The organism is Klebsiella sp. HMSC16A12 (assembly GCF_001808265.1).
Classification (GTDB): Bacteria; Pseudomonadota; Gammaproteobacteria; order Enterobacterales; family Enterobacteriaceae; genus Klebsiella; species Klebsiella pneumoniae.
In genome coordinates this window covers 1,233-18,007 of the sequence record NZ_KV792576.1, presented here as the reverse complement: position 1 = coordinate 18,007, position 16,775 = coordinate 1,233, and the positions used below count along the sequence as shown (strand labels likewise).

Annotated in this window: 15 protein-coding genes and 2 pseudogenes; 13 read left to right on the top strand and 4 right to left on the bottom strand. The window is 59.5% G+C overall.

The window, feature by feature from the left end; translation table 11 throughout:
- Positions 1-71: 71 nt before the first annotated feature.
- The 7 genes from ilvB to HMPREF3140_RS08880 all read left to right on the top strand — a co-directional run bounded on the left by ilvB (position 72) and on the right by HMPREF3140_RS08880 (position 7,760).
- Positions 72-1,760: an acetolactate synthase large subunit gene (gene ilvB, locus HMPREF3140_RS08910; protein ID WP_004173858.1), complete on the top strand. Its 1,689-nt coding sequence runs from the start codon at positions 72-74 to the stop codon at positions 1,758-1,760.
- A gap of 3 nt (positions 1,761-1,763) precedes the next feature.
- Positions 1,764-2,051 carry an acetolactate synthase small subunit gene (gene ilvN, locus HMPREF3140_RS08905; protein WP_002923283.1) on the top strand — a complete coding sequence of 96 codons (288 nt, stop codon included), beginning with the start codon at positions 1,764-1,766 and terminating at the stop codon, positions 2,049-2,051.
- A gap of 150 nt (positions 2,052-2,201) precedes the next feature.
- The gene (uhpA, locus tag HMPREF3140_RS08900) at positions 2,202-2,795 is read left to right on the top strand and encodes a transcriptional regulator UhpA (protein ID WP_002923282.1); all 594 of its coding nucleotides are present in this window, start codon (positions 2,202-2,204) and stop codon (positions 2,793-2,795) included.
- A gap of 17 nt (positions 2,796-2,812) precedes the next feature.
- Positions 2,813-4,294, top strand: coding sequence for a signal transduction histidine-protein kinase/phosphatase UhpB (uhpB, locus tag HMPREF3140_RS08895; protein ID WP_004151519.1), 1,482 nt, complete (start codon positions 2,813-2,815; stop codon positions 4,292-4,294).
- A gap of 11 nt (positions 4,295-4,305) precedes the next feature.
- On the top strand, positions 4,306-5,634 hold the full coding sequence (locus HMPREF3140_RS08890; RefSeq protein WP_004145056.1) for an MFS transporter: 1,329 nt from the start codon (positions 4,306-4,308) through the stop codon (positions 5,632-5,634).
- A 145-nt stretch (positions 5,635-5,779) separates the two neighbouring features.
- On the top strand, positions 5,780-7,171 hold the full coding sequence (gene uhpT, locus HMPREF3140_RS08885; RefSeq protein WP_002923280.1) for a hexose-6-phosphate:phosphate antiporter: 1,392 nt from the start codon (positions 5,780-5,782) through the stop codon (positions 7,169-7,171).
- A 136-nt stretch (positions 7,172-7,307) separates the two neighbouring features.
- Complete coding sequence (locus HMPREF3140_RS08880; protein WP_032412636.1) at positions 7,308-7,760, top strand: DUF1198 domain-containing protein; 453 nt, start codon at positions 7,308-7,310, stop codon at positions 7,758-7,760.
- A 128-nt stretch (positions 7,761-7,888) separates the two neighbouring features.
- Here HMPREF3140_RS08880 and HMPREF3140_RS08875 read toward each other — a convergent pair whose 3' ends face one another.
- Both HMPREF3140_RS08875 and HMPREF3140_RS08870 read right to left on the bottom strand, forming a co-directional pair.
- The gene (locus tag HMPREF3140_RS08875; RefSeq protein WP_004173862.1) at positions 7,889-8,212 is read right to left on the bottom strand and encodes a helix-turn-helix domain-containing protein; all 324 of its coding nucleotides are present in this window, start codon (positions 8,210-8,212) and stop codon (positions 7,889-7,891) included.
- A pseudogene (locus tag HMPREF3140_RS08870) lies at positions 8,196-8,557 on the bottom strand (type II toxin-antitoxin system RelE/ParE family toxin). Before HMPREF3140_RS08870 ends, HMPREF3140_RS08875 begins: the two are co-directional and overlap by 17 nt.
- A 211-nt stretch (positions 8,558-8,768) precedes the next feature.
- Here HMPREF3140_RS08870 and nepI point away from each other — a divergent pair.
- Positions 8,769-9,962, top strand: coding sequence for a purine ribonucleoside efflux pump NepI (nepI, locus tag HMPREF3140_RS08865; protein ID WP_004186250.1), 1,194 nt, complete (start codon positions 8,769-8,771; stop codon positions 9,960-9,962).
- Here the strand turns inward: nepI and phnX are convergent.
- Both phnX and phnW read right to left on the bottom strand, forming a co-directional pair.
- Positions 9,959-10,768, bottom strand: coding sequence for a phosphonoacetaldehyde hydrolase (gene phnX, locus HMPREF3140_RS08860; protein WP_004210697.1), 810 nt, complete (start codon positions 10,766-10,768; stop codon positions 9,959-9,961). The genes nepI and phnX overlap by 4 nt on opposite strands.
- A 9-nt stretch (positions 10,769-10,777) precedes the next feature.
- Positions 10,778-11,881 carry a 2-aminoethylphosphonate--pyruvate transaminase gene (phnW, locus tag HMPREF3140_RS08855; RefSeq protein ID WP_032412633.1) on the bottom strand — a complete coding sequence of 368 codons (1,104 nt, stop codon included), beginning with the start codon at positions 11,879-11,881 and terminating at the stop codon, positions 10,778-10,780.
- Between the two features lie 141 nt (positions 11,882-12,022).
- Between phnW and phnR the strand changes: the two genes are divergently transcribed.
- From phnR to phnV, 5 genes and pseudogenes are all read left to right on the top strand, one after another.
- Positions 12,023-12,742 (top strand): phosphonate utilization transcriptional regulator PhnR, encoded by a 720-nt coding sequence (phnR, locus tag HMPREF3140_RS08850; RefSeq protein WP_002923196.1) that lies wholly within the window; start codon positions 12,023-12,025, stop codon positions 12,740-12,742.
- Between the two features lie 176 nt (positions 12,743-12,918).
- Positions 12,919-13,932 carry a 2-aminoethylphosphonate ABC transporter substrate-binding protein gene (phnS, locus tag HMPREF3140_RS08845; RefSeq protein WP_032412630.1) on the top strand — a complete coding sequence of 338 codons (1,014 nt, stop codon included), beginning with the start codon at positions 12,919-12,921 and terminating at the stop codon, positions 13,930-13,932.
- A 5-nt stretch (positions 13,933-13,937) separates the two neighbouring features.
- A pseudogene (gene phnT / locus HMPREF3140_RS08840) lies at positions 13,938-15,050 on the top strand (2-aminoethylphosphonate ABC transport system ATP-binding subunit PhnT).
- Entirely contained in the window at positions 15,050-15,910 is an 861-nt protein-coding gene (gene phnU / locus HMPREF3140_RS08835; protein ID WP_004150257.1) for a 2-aminoethylphosphonate ABC transporter permease subunit, read from the top strand. Before phnT ends, phnU begins: the two are co-directional and overlap by 1 nt.
- A gap of 2 nt (positions 15,911-15,912) precedes the next feature.
- Positions 15,913-16,710, top strand: coding sequence for a 2-aminoethylphosphonate ABC transport system, membrane component PhnV (gene phnV / locus HMPREF3140_RS08830; protein ID WP_004145044.1), 798 nt, complete (start codon positions 15,913-15,915; stop codon positions 16,708-16,710).
- Positions 16,711-16,775 lie beyond the last annotated feature (65 nt).

The following is a 16,775-nucleotide window of genomic DNA, read 5'->3' as shown; positions in this document are numbered from 1 at the left end:
GCGCAAACCGAGCGGGGTTTTTTGTTGGCGAGCCCCCCGGTAAAGTCGGCCCAGAAGAAAAGGACTGGAGCATGGCAAGTTCGGGCACCACATCAAACACAATGCGCTTTACCGGCGCGCAGCTGGTTGTTCATTTACTGGAGCGCCAGGGTATCACTATGGTCAGCGGCATTCCGGGCGGCTCCATCCTGCCTATCTACGATGCCTTAAGCCAGAGCACGCAGATCCGCCACATCCTGGCGCGCCACGAGCAGGGCGCGGGCTTTATCGCCCAGGGGATGGCGCGTACCGAAGGCAAGCCGGCGGTCTGTATGGCCTGCAGCGGCCCGGGGGCGACGAACCTGGTGACGGCGATCGCCGATGCCCGCCTGGATTCGATTCCGCTGGTCTGCATCACCGGCCAGGTACCGGCCTCGATGATCGGTACCGACGCCTTCCAGGAAGTGGACACCTACGGCATCTCTATCCCCATCACCAAACATAACTATCTGGTGCGCGACATTGCCGAGCTGCCGCAGGTGATCAGCGATGCCTTCCGTATTGCCCAGTCCGGGCGTCCCGGGCCGGTGTGGATAGACATTCCTAAGGACGTGCAGTCGGCGACCATTGAGCTGGAAGCGCTGCCTGAGCCTGGCGAGCGCGCCCCGGCACCGGCATTCGCGCCTGAAAGCGTGCGTGAAGCGGCGGCAATGATCAACGCGGCGAAACGCCCGGTACTGTATCTGGGCGGCGGGGTGATTAACGCGCCGCAGGCGATCCGTGAGCTGGCGGAAAAAGCCAACCTGCCGACCACCATGACCTTAATGGCGCTGGGCATGCTGCCGAAGGCGCACCCGCTGTCGCTGGGGATGCTGGGGATGCACGGCGCGCGCAGCACCAACTTCATTCTGCAGGAGGCGGATTTACTGATTGTTTTAGGCGCCCGTTTTGATGACCGGGCGATTGGCAAGACCGAGCAGTTCTGCCCGAACGCGAAGATTATCCACGTCGATATCGACCGCGCCGAACTGGGCAAAATTAAGCAACCGCACGTGGCGATTCAGGGCGATGTGGCGGAAGTCTTAGCCCAGCTGAACCCGCAGATTGAGGCGCAGCCGCGCGAGGAATGGCGCCAGCTGGTGGCCGACTTGCAGCGCGAATTCCCCTGCGCCATCCCGCAGGAAAGCGACCCGCTCTCCCATTACGGCCTGATTAACGCCGTGGCCGCCTGCGTGGATGATGAAGCGATCATCACTACCGACGTTGGCCAGCACCAGATGTGGACGGCGCAGGCCTACCCGCTCAATCGTCCGCGCCAGTGGCTGACCTCCGGCGGCCTCGGCACCATGGGCTTCGGCCTGCCGGCGGCGATCGGCGCGGCGCTGGCGAATCCGCAGCGCAAGGTTATCTGCTTCTCCGGCGACGGCAGCCTGATGATGAATATTCAGGAGATGGCCACCGCCGCCGAAAATCAGCTGGATGTAAAAATTATCCTGCTGAACAACGAAGCGCTGGGGCTGGTGCATCAGCAGCAGAGCCTGTTCTATCAGCAGGGCGTTTTTGCCGCCACCTATCCGGGGATGATTAACTTTATGCAGATTGCCGCCGGTTTTGGCCTGCAAACCTGTGATTTAAATAATGAAGTCGATCCGCAGGCGGCGCTGCAGGCGATTATCGACCGTCCGGGGCCGGCGCTGATCCACGTGCGCATCGACGCACAGCAGAAAGTGTATCCGATGGTACCGCCGGGTGCGGCCAATACTGAAATGGTGGGGGAATAAGCCATGCAAAAACAATGTGATAACGTCATTCTGGAACTCACCGTCCGCAACCATCCCGGCGTCATGACCCACGTGTGCGGGCTTTTTGCCCGTCGCGCGTTTAACGTCGAAGGCATTCTCTGTCTGCCAATTCAGGGCAGCGAACACAGCCGCATCTGGCTGCTGGTAAATGATGACCAGCGACTGGGGCAGATGATTAGCCAGATTGAAAAGCTGGAAGATGTCACCAAAGTGGCGCGTAACCAGTCCGATCCCACCATGTTTAACAAAATTGCGGTGTTCTTCGAATAGCGCTCAAGGCTTGAACAGCCACGCGCTTATCGCTAAGGTAAGCGCCTTTGCCGGATGACGCTGCGCTTATCCGGCCTACAGGCAGTGAATCCGTAGGCCGGATAAGGCGTTTACGCCGCCATCCTGCGTTTTCAGGCACCAGGACACACCATGACCACCATCGCCCTTATTGACGATCATTTGATTGTCCGCTCCGGCTTTGCTCAGCTGCTGGGGCTGGAAGCTGATTTTCAGGTTGTCGCCGAATTTGGTAGCGGCCGCGAGGCGCTGACGGGGCTACCGGGGCGCGGCGTGCAGGTCTGTATCTGCGATATCTCAATGCCGGATATTTCCGGGCTGGAGCTGCTCAGCCAGCTGCCGAAGGGGATGGCGACCATCATGCTGTCGGTACACGATAGCCCGGCGCTGATCGAGCAGGCGTTGAACGCCGGCGCGCGCGGCTTCCTGTCGAAACGCTGCAGCCCCGATGAACTTATCGCCGCGGTACGCACGGTGGCGGCGGGCGGTTGCTATCTCACGCCGGATATCGCCATGAAGCTGGCCGCCGGGCGCCAGGATCCGCTCACCAAACGCGAGCGTCAGGTGGCGGAAAAGCTGGCGCAGGGCATGGCGGTGAAAGAGATTGCCGCCGAGCTCGGTCTGTCGCCGAAAACCGTCCACGTACACCGCGCCAACCTGCTGGAAAAGCTGGGCGTCAGCAACGACGTTGAGCTGGCGCGCCGCATGTTCGATAGCTGGCAATGAAGGCCGTCGTCTCACGATTGCTGTCGGTCATCGGCTGCGCCTTTATCTTCGCGGCCGCCTGGTTCTGCCTGTGGAGCATCAGTCTGCATCTGGTGGAACGCGCGGATTTAGCGGTGCTGCTGTTTCCCTTTGGCCTGCGGCTGGGGTTAATGCTGCAATGCCCCCGCGGCTACTGGCCAGTGCTGCTGGGAACCGAGTGGCTGCTTATCTTATGGCTGGCGCAGGAGGTGGCGCTGGCGCACCCGATAATTTTGATGACCGGAAGCCTGCTGACTCTGCTGCCGGTGGCGTTGATCTCGCGCTACCGGCAGCAGCGCGACTGGCTGACGCTGCTGCGTCAGGGCGGGGCGTTAATGGCCGCCGCGCTGCTGCAATCGCTGCCGTGGCTGGCGGAGGGGGACGAGGGGCTTAACGCCCTGCTGTTGACGCTGACCGGCGGCCTGACGCTGGCGCCGACCTGCCTGGTTTTCTGGCACTATCTTACCAGCACCGTCTGGCGGCCGCTGGGGCCGGCGCTGGTGGCGCAGCCGGTTAACTGGCGCGGGCGGCATCTGATCTGGTATCTGCTGTTATTCACCATTAGCCTGTGGCTGCAGCTTGGCCTGCCCGCCGAGCTCTCCCGCTTTACCCCGTTTTGTCTGGCGCTGCCGATTATCGCCCTCGCCTGGCACTACGGCTGGCAGGGAGCGCTGATCGCCACCCTGATGAACGCTATCGCCTTGATTGCCAGCCAGACCTGGCACGATCACCCGGTCGATTTATTGCTTTCCCTGCTGGCACAGAGCCTCACCGGGCTGCTGTTGGGGGCGGGGATCCAGCGGCTACGCGAGCTGAATCAGTCATTACAAAGCGAGCTGGCGCGTAATCGTCGGCTGGCGGAACGCCTGCTGGAGACCGAAGAGAGCGTGCGGCGAGACGTCGCCCGCGAGCTCCATGATGATATCGGCCAGACCATCACCGCGATCCGCACCCAGGCCGGGATCGTACAGCGGCTGGCGCCGGACAACGCCAGCGTGCGCCAGAGCGGTCAGCTGATAGAACAGCTGTCGCTGGGAGTTTACGACTCGGTGCGTAGACTGCTAGGCCGTCTGCGTCCGCGTCAGCTCGACGACCTGCCGCTGGAGCAGGCGGTACGTTCGTTGATGCGCGAGATGGAGCTGGAGGACCGCGGCATTGTCAGCCATCTCGACTGGCGGATTAACGAGGCGGGACTGAGCGAGAACCAGCGCGTGACGCTGTTTCGCGTTTGCCAGGAGGGGCTGAATAATATCGTCAAGCACGCCAGCGCCAGCGCTGTCACTCTGCAGGGCTGGCAGCAGGATGAGCGACTAATGCTGGTGCTGGAAGATGACGGTTGCGGCCTGCCGCCGGGGTCGAATCTGCAGGGGTTCGGCCTGACCGGCATGCGCGAGCGCGTGACCGCCCTGGGCGGCACACTGACGATCTCCTGCACCCACGGTACCCGGGTGTGCGTCAATCTACCGCTGCGTTACGCCTGAGAGGATCGCCGATGTTCGCCTTTTTAAAAGCCCCGCCGGACGCTGCGCCGATTAGCGATAAACGCGAGCTTGATGCGCGTTATCGCTACTGGCGTCGCCATATCCTGTTGACCATCTGGCTGGGCTACGCGCTGTTCTATTTCACCCGCAAAAGCTTTAACGCCGCGGTCCCGGAAATTCTCGCCAGCAACGTCCTGACCCGCAGCGATATTGGCCTGCTGGCCACGCTGTTCTATATCACCTACGGACTGTCGAAATTTTTCTCCGGTATCGTCAGCGACCGCTCCGACGCCCGCTATTTTATGGGGCTTGGGCTTATCGCCACCGGGGTGGTGAATATTCTGTTCGGTTTTTCTTCCTCACTATGGGCTTTCGCGCTGCTGTGGGCGCTGAATGCCTTCTTCCAGGGCTGGGGCTCGCCGGTGTGCGCCCGACTGCTGACGGCCTGGTATTCGCGGACCGAGCGCGGCGGCTGGTGGGCGCTATGGAATACGGCGCATAACGTCGGCGGCGCGCTGATCCCGATGGTGGTGGGAGCGGCGGCGCTGCACTACGGCTGGCGTGCCGGGATGACCATCGCCGGCTGTCTGGCGATCCTCGCCGGACTGTATCTGTGCTGGCGGCTGCGCGATCGCCCGCAGGCGGTGGGGTTACCCGCCGTGGGCGACTGGCGTCACGATGCGCTGGAAATCGCCCAGCAGCAGGAAGGCGCTGGGATGTCTCGTAAAGCGATCCTGACCCGCTACGTGCTGGCCAATCCCTACATCTGGCTGCTGTCGTTGTGCTATGTGCTGGTGTACGTGGTGCGGGCGGCGATTAACGACTGGGGCAATCTGTATATGTCGGAGACGCTCGGCGTCGATCTGGTGACCGCTAACTCGGCGGTGACCATGTTTGAGCTGGGCGGTTTTATCGGCGCGCTGGTGGCGGGGTGGGGCTCGGATAAGCTGTTTAACGGCAACCGTGGGCCGATGAACCTGATTTTCGCCGCCGGAATTTTGCTGTCGGTTGGCGGCCTGTGGCTGATGCCGTTCGCCAGCTATGTCATGCAGGCGGCCTGCTTCTTCACTACCGGTTTCTTCGTTTTCGGCCCGCAGATGCTGATCGGCATGGCGGCGGCGGAATGTTCGCATAAAGAAGCCGCCGGGGCGGCAACCGGGTTTGTCGGCCTGTTCGCTTATCTTGGCGCCTCGCTTTCCGGCTGGCCGCTGGCGCAGGTGATGGATATCTGGCACTGGACCGGATTCTTCGTGGTGATTGCGATTGCCGCCGGCATTTCCGCGCTGCTGCTGCTGCCGTTTTTAAACGCGCAGGCGCCGCGTACCGCCAGCGAAGCGTGATGTAGCTCACCCTTTCGCCGCGAACGGGGCAAAACTAAGAAATTTTCCCGGTTTTACCTGGACGCCGTCTCAGGCCAGACGGCGCGCTGGTTTTTACAATGCCTGGTTATTACGCAGGCATAAAAAATCAGCTCAGGAGATACCCATGCTGGCCTTTCTGAATCAGGTGCGCAAGCCGACCCTGGATCTGCCGCTCGATGTGCGGCGCAAAATGTGGTTCAAACCTTTCATGCAGTCCTATCTGGTGGTTTTCATCGGCTACCTGACCATGTACTTGATCCGCAAGAACTTTAACATCGCGCAGAACGACATGATCTCCACCTACGGGCTGAGCATGACCCAGCTGGGGATGATTGGCCTGGGCTTCTCCATCACCTACGGCGTGGGCAAGACGCTGGTCTCTTATTATGCCGACGGCAAAAACACCAAGCAGTTCCTGCCGTTTATGCTGATCCTCTCCGCCATCTGTATGCTGGGCTTTAGCGCCAGCATGGGGGCTGGTTCTACCAGCCTGTTCCTGATGATTGCCTTCTATGCGCTGAGCGGTTTCTTCCAGAGCACCGGCGGCTCGTGCAGCTATTCCACCATCACCAAGTGGACGCCCAGACGCAAACGCGGCACTTTCCTCGGCTTCTGGAATATCTCCCACAACCTCGGCGGCGCGGGCGCGGCGGGCGTGGCGCTGTTTGGCGCCAACTATCTGTTCGACGGCCATGTGATCGGCATGTTTATCTTCCCGTCGATTATTGCGCTGATTGTTGGCTTTATCGGCCTGCGCTACGGTAGCGACTCTCCGGAATCCTACGGCCTCGGCACGGCGGAAGAGCTGTTTGGCGAAGCGATCAGCGAAGAGGACAAAGAGACCGAAGAAAATGCGATGACCAAGTGGCAGATCTTTGTTGAGTACGTGCTGAAAAACAAAGTGATCTGGCTGCTGTGCTTCTCCAACATCTTCCTCTACGTGGTGCGTATCGGTATCGATCAGTGGTCCACCGTGTACGCCTTCCAGGAGCTGAAGCTGTCGAAAGAGGTGGCGATTCAGGGCTTTACCCTGTTTGAGGTCGGCGCGCTGGTCGGCACGCTGCTGTGGGGCTGGCTGTCGGATCTGGCCAACGGCCGCCGCGCGCTGGTGGCCTGCATCGCGCTGGCGCTGATTATCGCCACCCTCGGGGTTTACCAACATGCCAGCAACCAGTACGTCTATCTGGCCTCGTTGTTTGCGCTGGGCTTCCTGGTGTTTGGTCCGCAGCTGTTGATCGGCGTCGCCGCCGTCGGTTTCGTACCGAAAAAAGCGATCGGCGCCGCCGATGGAATCAAGGGCACCTTCGCCTATCTGATCGGCGATAGCTTCGCCAAACTGGGTCTTGGGATGATCGCCGACGGCACCCCGGTCTTCGGCCTGACCGGCTGGGCCGGCACCTTTGCGGCGCTGGACGCCGCCGCCGTCGGCTGTATCTGCCTGATGGCCATCGTGGCTATCTTTGAAGAGCGTAAAATTCGCCGCGAGAAAAAGAACCGTATTTTGCAGACCGCCTGATTCACCAGGTATTTGGTAACCTTGCCCGGCCTTCGCGCCGGGCTTTTTTATTTCTTGCGCATTATGCCAGGTCCGACAGTCGACAGCAGGCAAATTCCCATTATGATAGTCAGGCTGCGATTGGATGAGAGGATGCATGATCTGGATAGGACTGGCCACCCTGATAGTGGTGTTTGTTGTGGGATTTCGGGTGCTTACCTCTGATTCACGCCGCGCGATCCGCCGCCTGAGCGAACGCCTCGGCATCACGCCTGTCCCGCTGGAATCGATGATCGATCAGCTGGGAAAAACCGCCGGTAATGAGTATTTGCGTTACCTGGAGCGGCCGAATGAAGCACATCTGCAGAACGCCGCCCAGGTGCTGCTCATCTGGCAGGTCGCGATTGTCGACGCCAGCGAAAAAAACCTGCATTACTGGTATCGCCTGATGCAAAAAGCGCGTTTAGCGGCGCCGATCACCGAGGCGCAGATCCGCCTGGCGCAAGGGTTTCTGCGCGAGCTGGATCCGGATATGAGCGATTTGCATAACCTTCAGCAGCGCTATAACGACCTGTTTCTCCCGGAAGACGGCGTGCACTGGCTGCACTGATCTCATAGTTATTCGGCCTGGGGTTCATCGCTTTTTGTGCCGGATGGCGGCTGCGCCTTATCCGGCCTACGGTTTCCGCACTCGTCACTTGCAGGCCGGATAAGCGTAAGCGCCATCCGGCAGGATAACTACAGTAGGATTTTCAGGCCGTGTTTTTGTACGACGCTAAGCAATTTTAATGACATTCCGCTTGGCCGCTTAGCGCCAGTCTCCCATTTTTGCACGGTAGACACGCTGGTATTCAGATAACGAGCGAACACGGGTTGGCTAACATTGAGTTGTTCACGTAGCGCTTTAATTTCAATGGGTTGAAGTGCGGCTACGCTACCGAGACATGATTCATCAAAATGGCGCATTGTTTCCTGTGGGATTGCGCCAACGCTGAATAGCCCCGACGCAGCGCTATGGATCGCTTCGAAAGCCGGGCTTTTGTATTTATTTTTTGCTGTCATCGCAAATCTCCACTAATTCTTTACTTTTAACTAAGGCCGTCGTTTTCTCTTCAGAGAGATTGGCATAGTGTTTTGCTAACTCACGAATCCCCATTAATTCGCGATGGTTGATATTGGCCATATCCTGTTTGGCATATAGAAAGGTATAAAACCAATACTCTGCGCTTTTTTGGTAAGGATGATTGCGCGATCGCGATTCTTGTTGAGTCGCTTTTTATAAACCCCTCCTCCTAAATCAACCACCTTGCCCTGAAGCGCAGATTGAATTGCCTGATAGAGCTCGTCGTCGGAAATGCCATGAGAGCTAGCCTCTCTGGCGAACCATTTGGTTTTGAAGATACGCATTGCTGACATCCTGTCGTTAAAAGTATAGCACATAGTGCTATATTAAATTCTCCTGAGATTTGTTAAAGCGATAGCAAGCAACGTTTTTTTAAACATACGAGCAGCTACGCATCCTCTTATGAAAAGCGATGAGAGTTGCGAAAACGTTAAATGCGTCACAAACAAAATGTTACACTGCGCAGCTTTCCGCCACTTTCTTCGCAGGTCACTCATGAGTCATTCAAATGAAACCAAACCCCATGCACGCGAGCTGGCGCGACCAAACTGGTCGGCGGTCTTCGCGGTTGCTTTCTGCGTTGCCTGCCTGATTACCGTCGAATTTCTACCGGTCAGTCTGCTGACGCCGATGGCGCTGGATTTAGGCATCTCCGAAGGGATGGCCGGGCAGTCGGTGACGACGACGGCATTCGTCGCGATGTTTTCCAGCCTGTTTATCACCACGGTGATAGGTAAAACCGATCGCCGCTACGTGGTTATCCTGTTTTCGCTGCTGCTGACCCTTTCCTGCCTGCTGGTATCTTTCGCTGATAGCTTCACCCTGCTACTACTGGGGCGCGCCTGTCTGGGCCTGGCGCTCGGCGGTTTCTGGGCGATGTCCGCATCGCTGACCATGCGGCTGGTGCCGATGCGCGTGGTGCCGAAAGCGCTATCGATTATTTTCGGCGCGGTATCGATCGCGCTGGTAATTGCTGCCCCATTGGGCAGTTTCCTTGGCGGGCTTATCGGCTGGCGCAACGTCTTTAACGGCGCGGCGGTGATGGGCGTGCTGTGTACGCTCTGGGTGCTGAAAGCGCTGCCGTCGCTGCCCGGTGAATCGGCTTCTCAGCAGCAAAATATGTTTGGTCTGCTGAAGCGTCCGGGGGTGATGGCCGGAATGTGCGCCATTTTCATGGCCTTTGCCGGACAGTTCGCCTTCTTTACCTATATTCGCCCGGTTTACATGACCCTCGCCGGTTTTGACGTCGACGGCCTGACGCTGGTGCTGCTGAGCTTTGGTATCGCCAGCTTTATCGGCACCTCGCTCTCCTCGGTGCTGCTCAAGCGTTCGGTAAAAGCGGCGCTGGCGATCGCGCCGCTGGTGCTGACCGCCTGCGCGGTGGCGCTGGTGCTGTGGGGAGAGAGCAAAATCATCGCCTCGACGGTGGCGATTATCTGGGGCTTCGCGTTTGCGCTGATCCCGGTGGGGTGGTCAACGTGGATCACCCGTTCCCTCTCCGATCAGGCGGAAAAAGCCGGGTCGATTCAGGTGGCGGTGATCCAGCTGGCCAACACCTGCGGCGCCGCGGTCGGCGGCATTGCGCTTGACCACTTAGGGCTGCTGTCGCCGCTGGTGTTGTCAGGGATATTGATGCTGTTTACCGGCCTGCTGGTGGCGGCCAAAGTGAAGGTGAATTCACCCGCTTAAGGCCGCTCGCCTTTTGCCAGCCGGGCATTGATGTCGGCAATCACTTCCGGCAGGTCCGCCAGGGTATCAACCACATAATGCGCCCCGGCGGCATACAGTTTGCCTGCCGCCCGCTCGCGGCGGGTGGCGATTTCCGCTTTCGACATCGCCTGGTACTCCTCCCAGGTTGCGCCGAATTCGTTACCGGACACCGCCAGCCCGACGCTCCACATCCCGGCATGTAACCCTTCGCTGATGCCCGGTGCGGCGTCGTCGACCTTCACGCAGTGGGCCACATCGTCTATGCCCAGGGTAATCACGTTCTGCAGCGCCATCCACGGGCCCGGACGACCGCCGGCGGCAAGGTCATCGGTGGCGACCCAGTGGTCCGGGGCGTAGCCCTGGGCGGCGGCGGCCGGTACCAGCTTTTCCATCACCGGACGCGGATAGCCCGAGCAGGAGCCGATCTTCAGGCCCTTGGCGCGCAGCGTGGCGATGGTGTCGACCACGCCGGCTATTGGTGCGGAAAAATCGACAACCTTAGCGATTTGCAGCGGCATAAACGCGGCGTAGATCGCATCGATATCGGCGGCAGTCATCGCGCGGCCGAATTTGGCCTGCCAGCGGCTATCGACAGCGGGGAGTTTGCCCAGCGCCTCAATGTGCTGCCATTTGCCAAGCCCCATCGGCACGCGGGCCTCTTCAAGGGTTATCTCAATATCGAAGGCCTGGCGGAAGGCCTCGACGAAAATTTGCGTCGGGGCGAAAGAGCCGAAGTCTACGGTGGTGCCTGCCCAGTCAAGGATCAGTGCGCTAATACGGTTCATGGCGGTTCCTTATTGTTTCCAGTACATGGCGTTGTCGATAGCCGCCAGCAGGGCGGTGATATCGGCGTCGTAGACTTCGCCAATGTTGCCGATGCGGAAGCAGTCGCTTTGCGATACTTTGCCCGGATAGATAACGAAGCCCTGATCTTTCAGCTTCTGGTAGAAGGTGTGAAAGCGATACTGCGGCGCATCCGGTGAATAAAAGGCGGTAATGATCGGCGAGTGCAGGCTATCGTCGAGCAGCGGCCGGAAGCCGAGCGCGCGCATCCCGGCGACCAGCCGGCGCTGATTGTTGCGGTAGCGCTGATAGCGGGCGCTAACGCCGCCCTCCTGCGCCAGCTCTTTCAGCGCCTGGGCAAAGGCCAGCACGGTATGGGTCGGCGAGGTGAAGCGCCACTTGCCGTGGTTGTCCTCCATGCAGCGCCACTGGGCGTACAGATCCAGCGACAGCGAGCGCGAACGGCCTTTGCAGGCGGCCAGCTCCGCTTCACGGGCAATCACGAAGGCAAAGCCCGGCACGCCCTGAATGCATTTGTTGGCGGAGCTTATCAGGTAATCAATATTCAGCGCGGCGATATCCAGTGGAATGCCGCCGAAGCTGCTCATCGCATCGACGATATAGCGTTTATCGTACCGTTTCGCCAGTTCGGCCACCTCTTCGATCGGATTCAGCATACCGGTGGTGGTTTCGCTGTGTACCATCGCGATATGGGTGATCGCCGGGTCGTTCTGCAGGATCTGTTCGATCGCGGCCGCGTCCGGACGGGAGACTTCGCCGCAGTCGTAAGGGTGGCAGACGATGCCCATCAGCTGCGCCATCTCAATCATACGCGCGCCATAGGCGCCATTGCTGACGATTAGCACTTTGCCCTGTTCGCCGATGACGCTGCCGAGCACCGCTTCGACCGCGTAGCTGCCGCTACCCTGCAGCAGCACTGCGGTATAACCGTCGGCCGGGGTAGCCAACTGCACCAGCTGCTGGCGAATGGTCTGTACCACGCCGAGATTGTAATCATCATCCCAGGTGCAGCTATCGAACAACATCGCCTCTTTCACCGTACGGGAGGTGGTTAACGGGCCGGGGGTCAGCAGCAGGTAATTTCGTGAAGTCATTTGTCTCACCATTTGGTCTATACCAGATTTATAGTTATCATGGAGACAAAGCCGGGAAAGGGTCAAAGGAAATGTGGCGCTGCAACAAAAAATTCATCTGGCTATGTATAATGAGCGCACGAAAAGTGGCAGTGAGTAAACATGAAATCACCCTCTGGCGAGATGCCGCAATACCTGATGATTAAGGCGCAGCTGCAGGCGCGTATTCAAAACGGCGCCCTCAAAAGCGGCGACAAGCTGCCTTCCGAGCGCGAGCTGTGCGCGCTGTTCAACACGACCCGTATTACGGTGCGTGAGAGCCTGGCGCAGCTGGAGGCCAGCGGCGTGATTTACCGCGCCGACCGCCGCGGCTGGTTTGTAACGCCGGAGCGTCTGTGGCTGGATCCGACGCAAAATACCAACTTCCACAAGCTGTGTCTCGAACAGGGGCGCGAACCGAAAACGGTGCTGCTTGATGGCCGCCTGGCTGCCGTGCCGCTGGATGTGATGGCGCCGCTGGCGCTGCAGCCCTTCGATCAGGTCTATTTGCTGACCCGGCTGCGCTATGCCGACGGCCGGCCGGTGTGCTACTGCGAAAACCACTGTCTGCCCGCGCGGGTGCCTGAGCTGCTGCGCCACGATCTCAACGGCAGTCTGACCGAGATTTATCAAACTCACTACGAACTGATCTATACCAGTATGCATCTGTCGTTTTATCCCACCTCAATGCCGCCGCAGGCCGCCGAGGCGCTGGGGGTGATGGAGGGGCGCCCGGCGCTGCTGTTGCGCAGGCTGAATTACGATCAGCACGGGCGTATTCTCGATTACGATATTGAATACTGGCGGCATGATAGCCTGCGGATCGAAGTCGATACCCATTGATTTTATTAGTTAAATTTTTTGATCTCCCCGGTGGCGCTAGCGCTTACCGGGGCTACGCATCCCGCTCGTTTTAACTCCTTCGACATACTTCTTTCATCGTTTTGTCATAAACCCTCGGTAGCGTGAAGCTAAATCTGGTCTACACCAGAATAACTAACTGCGATGAGGCTTACACGATGAAACTCTCCCGACTTGCTCTGCTGTCCCTGTTCGCGCTGACCAGCTCTCCGGTTTGGGCGGACGGCGTCGTCACGGTTTACTCCGCCGACGGCCTGCATGACGGCGATAACAGCTGGTATCAGAGCCAGTTCGCTGCCTTCACCAAAGCGACGGGCATCAAAGTGCAGTATGTGGAAGGCGGCTCCGGCGCGATCGTCGAGCGTCTGGCCAAGGAGCGCACCAATCCGCAGGCTGATGTGCTGGTCACGGTGCCGCCGTTTATCCAGCGCGCCGCGAAAGAGCAATTGCTGGCAACCTTTACCCCGCAGGGAAGCGCGCAGATCCCCGGCGCTAATGACCGTTACGCGCCGCTGGTGAACAACTATCTGACCTTCATCTATAACAGCCAGTTGCTGAAAACCGCGCCGGCCAGATGGCAGGATCTGCTGGATAGCCGCTTCAAGAACAAGTTGCAGTACTCCACGCCGGGTCAGGCGGGCGACGGTACCGCGGTGATGCTGCAGGCGTTCCATAGCCTCGGCGGTAAAGACGCCGGTTTTGCGTATCTGGGTAAGCTGCAGGCCAATAACGTTGGCCCATCGGCCTCGACCGGTAAGCTGACGGCGCTGGTCAACAAAGGCGAGCTGTACGTCGCCAACGGCGATCTGCAGATGAACCTGTCGCAGATGGCGCGTAACCCGAACGTTAAAATTTTCTGGCCGGCGGATGACAAAGGCGAGCGCAGCGCGCTGGCGCTGCCCTACACCATCGGGCTGGTACAGAACGGACCGAACAGCGAAAACGGCAAAAAGCTGATCAATTTCCTGCTGGATAAACCGGCGCAATCCAGCGTCAGCGCGCGCTCCTGGGGCCTGCCGGTACGCAGCGATGTAGCGCCGGATGATGCTAACTTTAAGGCGGCGAAAGCGGCGCTCGACGACGTGAAGAGCTGGGAGCCGAACTGGGATGATGTCGCGGTATCGCTGTCGGCTGACATTGCCCGCTGGCATAAAGTGACCGATAGCGAGTAAGCCTGATGTTGATGAAAACCACCGTCACTTCTTCCCCGTCGCTGGCGGGGACGTCCGGGATCACCCTGGACTCGCTGCGCGTTTCATACCACGGCAACGTGGTCTTAAAACCGCTGTCATTGACCATTGAGCCCGGTGAGGTGCTGGCGCTGATTGGCCTTCCGGTTCCGGGAAAACCACGGTGCTGCGGGCGATTGCCGGTTTTGTGCAACCGGCTGGCGGGCGGATCCTGATCGGCGATACGGACGTCACCCAGCTGCCGCCGTACAAACGCGGGCTGGCGATGGTGGTGCAGAACTACGTGCTGTTTCCGCATATGAAGGTGGAAGATAACGTCGCCTTCGGCCTGCGGGCGCAAAAGCAGCCCAGGGGGCTTATCGCCGAGCGGGTGACTGAAGCCTTAAAAATCGTCGGCATGGCGGATTACGCCACCCGCTACCCGCATCAGCTTTCCGGCGGCCAGCAGCAGCGCGTGGCGATAGCCCGCGCGATTGCCGTGCGTCCTCGGGTGCTGTTGCTTGATGAACCGCTGTCGGCGCTGGATGCGCAAATTCGCCATAACATGGTGGAAGAGATTGCCCGCCTGCATCGCGAACTACCGGAACTCACCATCCTCTACGTCACCCACGATCAGACCGAAGCGCTGACCCTGGCGGACAAAATCGGCATTATGAAAGACGGGTCGCTGATCGCCCACGGTGAAACGCACGAGCTGTACCACTATCCGCCGAACCGCTTTAGCGCCGAATTCCTCGGCCGCGCCAATATCCTGCAGGCGACGGCGCTGAAAGACAGCCCCGAGCCGGGGCTGGTTAGCGTGAGCTGTGGCGGCGGCCTGATTAACGCCTTCAGCCGTGGCGGCCTGCATGGCAACAACAAGCTGTTATGCATTCGCCCGCAGCACATGAGCCTGGCGCCGCGATCGGCAACTAGTAATCGTCTCAATGCTACCCTGACCTCGGTACATTGGCAGGGCGATCTGACGCATCTGCTGTGCGACGTCGCGGGCGAAGCGGTGCGGATTGTGATGACCCACGTGAACCCGCTGCCGCGCGCGGGGGGACAAGCTGGCGCTCTACTTCGAACCTGGCGATGCGGTTCTGATCGAGGTGCAATGATGGCGCAAACCCTCACGCTTGCGCGTCCGGCGCGAAACTTACGGCCTTACCTGTGGCTGGCATTGCCGCTGCTGGTGCTGGCGACGCTGTTTTTCTATCCGCTACTGTTGATCGCCGAACAGGCATTACGTGACGCCAGCGGCAACCTGAGCCTCGAGACTTTCTGGCAGGTGATTGACTCAAAACGCTTTATTGGCGCGCTGCTCAATACCTTACAGATTGCAGTGTTCGCTACCCTTGGCTGTCTGGTGCTCGGCAGCGTGCTGGCGCTGATTCTGGTGTTTATTCCGTTCCCCGGAAGCCAACTGGTGGGCCGGGTCATTGATACTTTTATTGCGCTGCCGACCTTTCTTATCACTCTCGCATTCACCTTTATTTACGGTTCGGCGGGGCTGCTCAACGGCACCCTGATGGCGCTGTTTGCTTTTGAACTGCCGCCGGTAGACTTCCTCTATTCGATTAACGGCGTGATTCTGGCGGAGATTACCGTCTTTACGCCGCTGGTGATGCGTCCGCTGATGGCGGGATTGCGGCAGATAGATAAGAGCCAGCTGGAAGCGGCGAGTATTCTCGGCGCTCATCCGTTACGGGTGATTACCCAGGTTATCTTCCCGGCAGCGCTCCCGGCGCTGATGGCGGGCGGCAGCCTGTGCCTGCTATTGACCACTAACGAGTTCGGGATCGTGCTGTTTATTGGCGCCAAAGGGGTCAATACCCTGCCGATGATGGTCTACAGCAAGGCGATTCTGGAGTCGGATTACAGCGTGGCCTGCATGATTGCGCTGATCAATATTCTGCTGTCGCTGGGGCTGTTTATGCTCTATCGGCTGGCGGCGGCGCGCACTGGCGTAAGGAGTTAACGATGTTGATTTGGTCGCGTAAAGGCCGCGCGGCGGCGGGCGCGCTGGCGGTGACGCTTTTTGCCGGCGTTTTCCTGCTGCCGCTGGCGGTGATTTTACTCTCCAGCCTGAGTAAACAATGGAATGGCCTGCTGCCCACCGGCTTTACCTTTGCCCACTTTGTTAACGCCTTTCGCGGCGCGGCGTGGGATTCGCTGTTTTCGAGCCTGATGGTGGGCTTCTGCGCCAGCCTGCTGGCGCTGCTGTGCGGGATGTGGGCGGCGCTGGCGCTGCGCCAGTATGGCGCGACGCTACAGAAATATCTTGGCCTGGCGTTTTATCTGCCCAGCGCCATCCCCTCGGTTTCCGTCGGGCTGGGCATTCTGGTGGCGTTTAGCCAGGGGCCGCTGCAGATGAACGGCACCTTCTTTATCGTTCTGGCGGCGCACTTCGTGCTGATCTCCGCCTTTACCTTCAGCAACGTAACGACCGGGCTGGCGCGTATTTCCGCTGATATTGAAAACGTCGCCTCCAGCCTGGGCGCTTCGCCGTGGTATCGCCTGCGCCATGTGACGCTGCCGCTGATGACGCCGTGGATGATCTCGGCGCTGGCGCTGAGCCTGTCGTTGTCGATGGGAGAGCTAGGGGCGACGGTGATGATCTATCCGCCGGGCTGGACGACGCTGCCGGTGACCATTTTCAGCCTCACCGATCGCGGCAATATCGCCGATGGCTCGGCGCTGACCATTGTGCTGGTGGGCGTCACGCTGCTGTTGATGATGAAGCTTGAGCGTATCGCCCGCCGATTAAGCCAGAGATAAAGAATTGATGACGCCACCAGGGCACGGGTCTGACTGCCCGGCGGCGCTGCGCTTGCCGGTCCTGG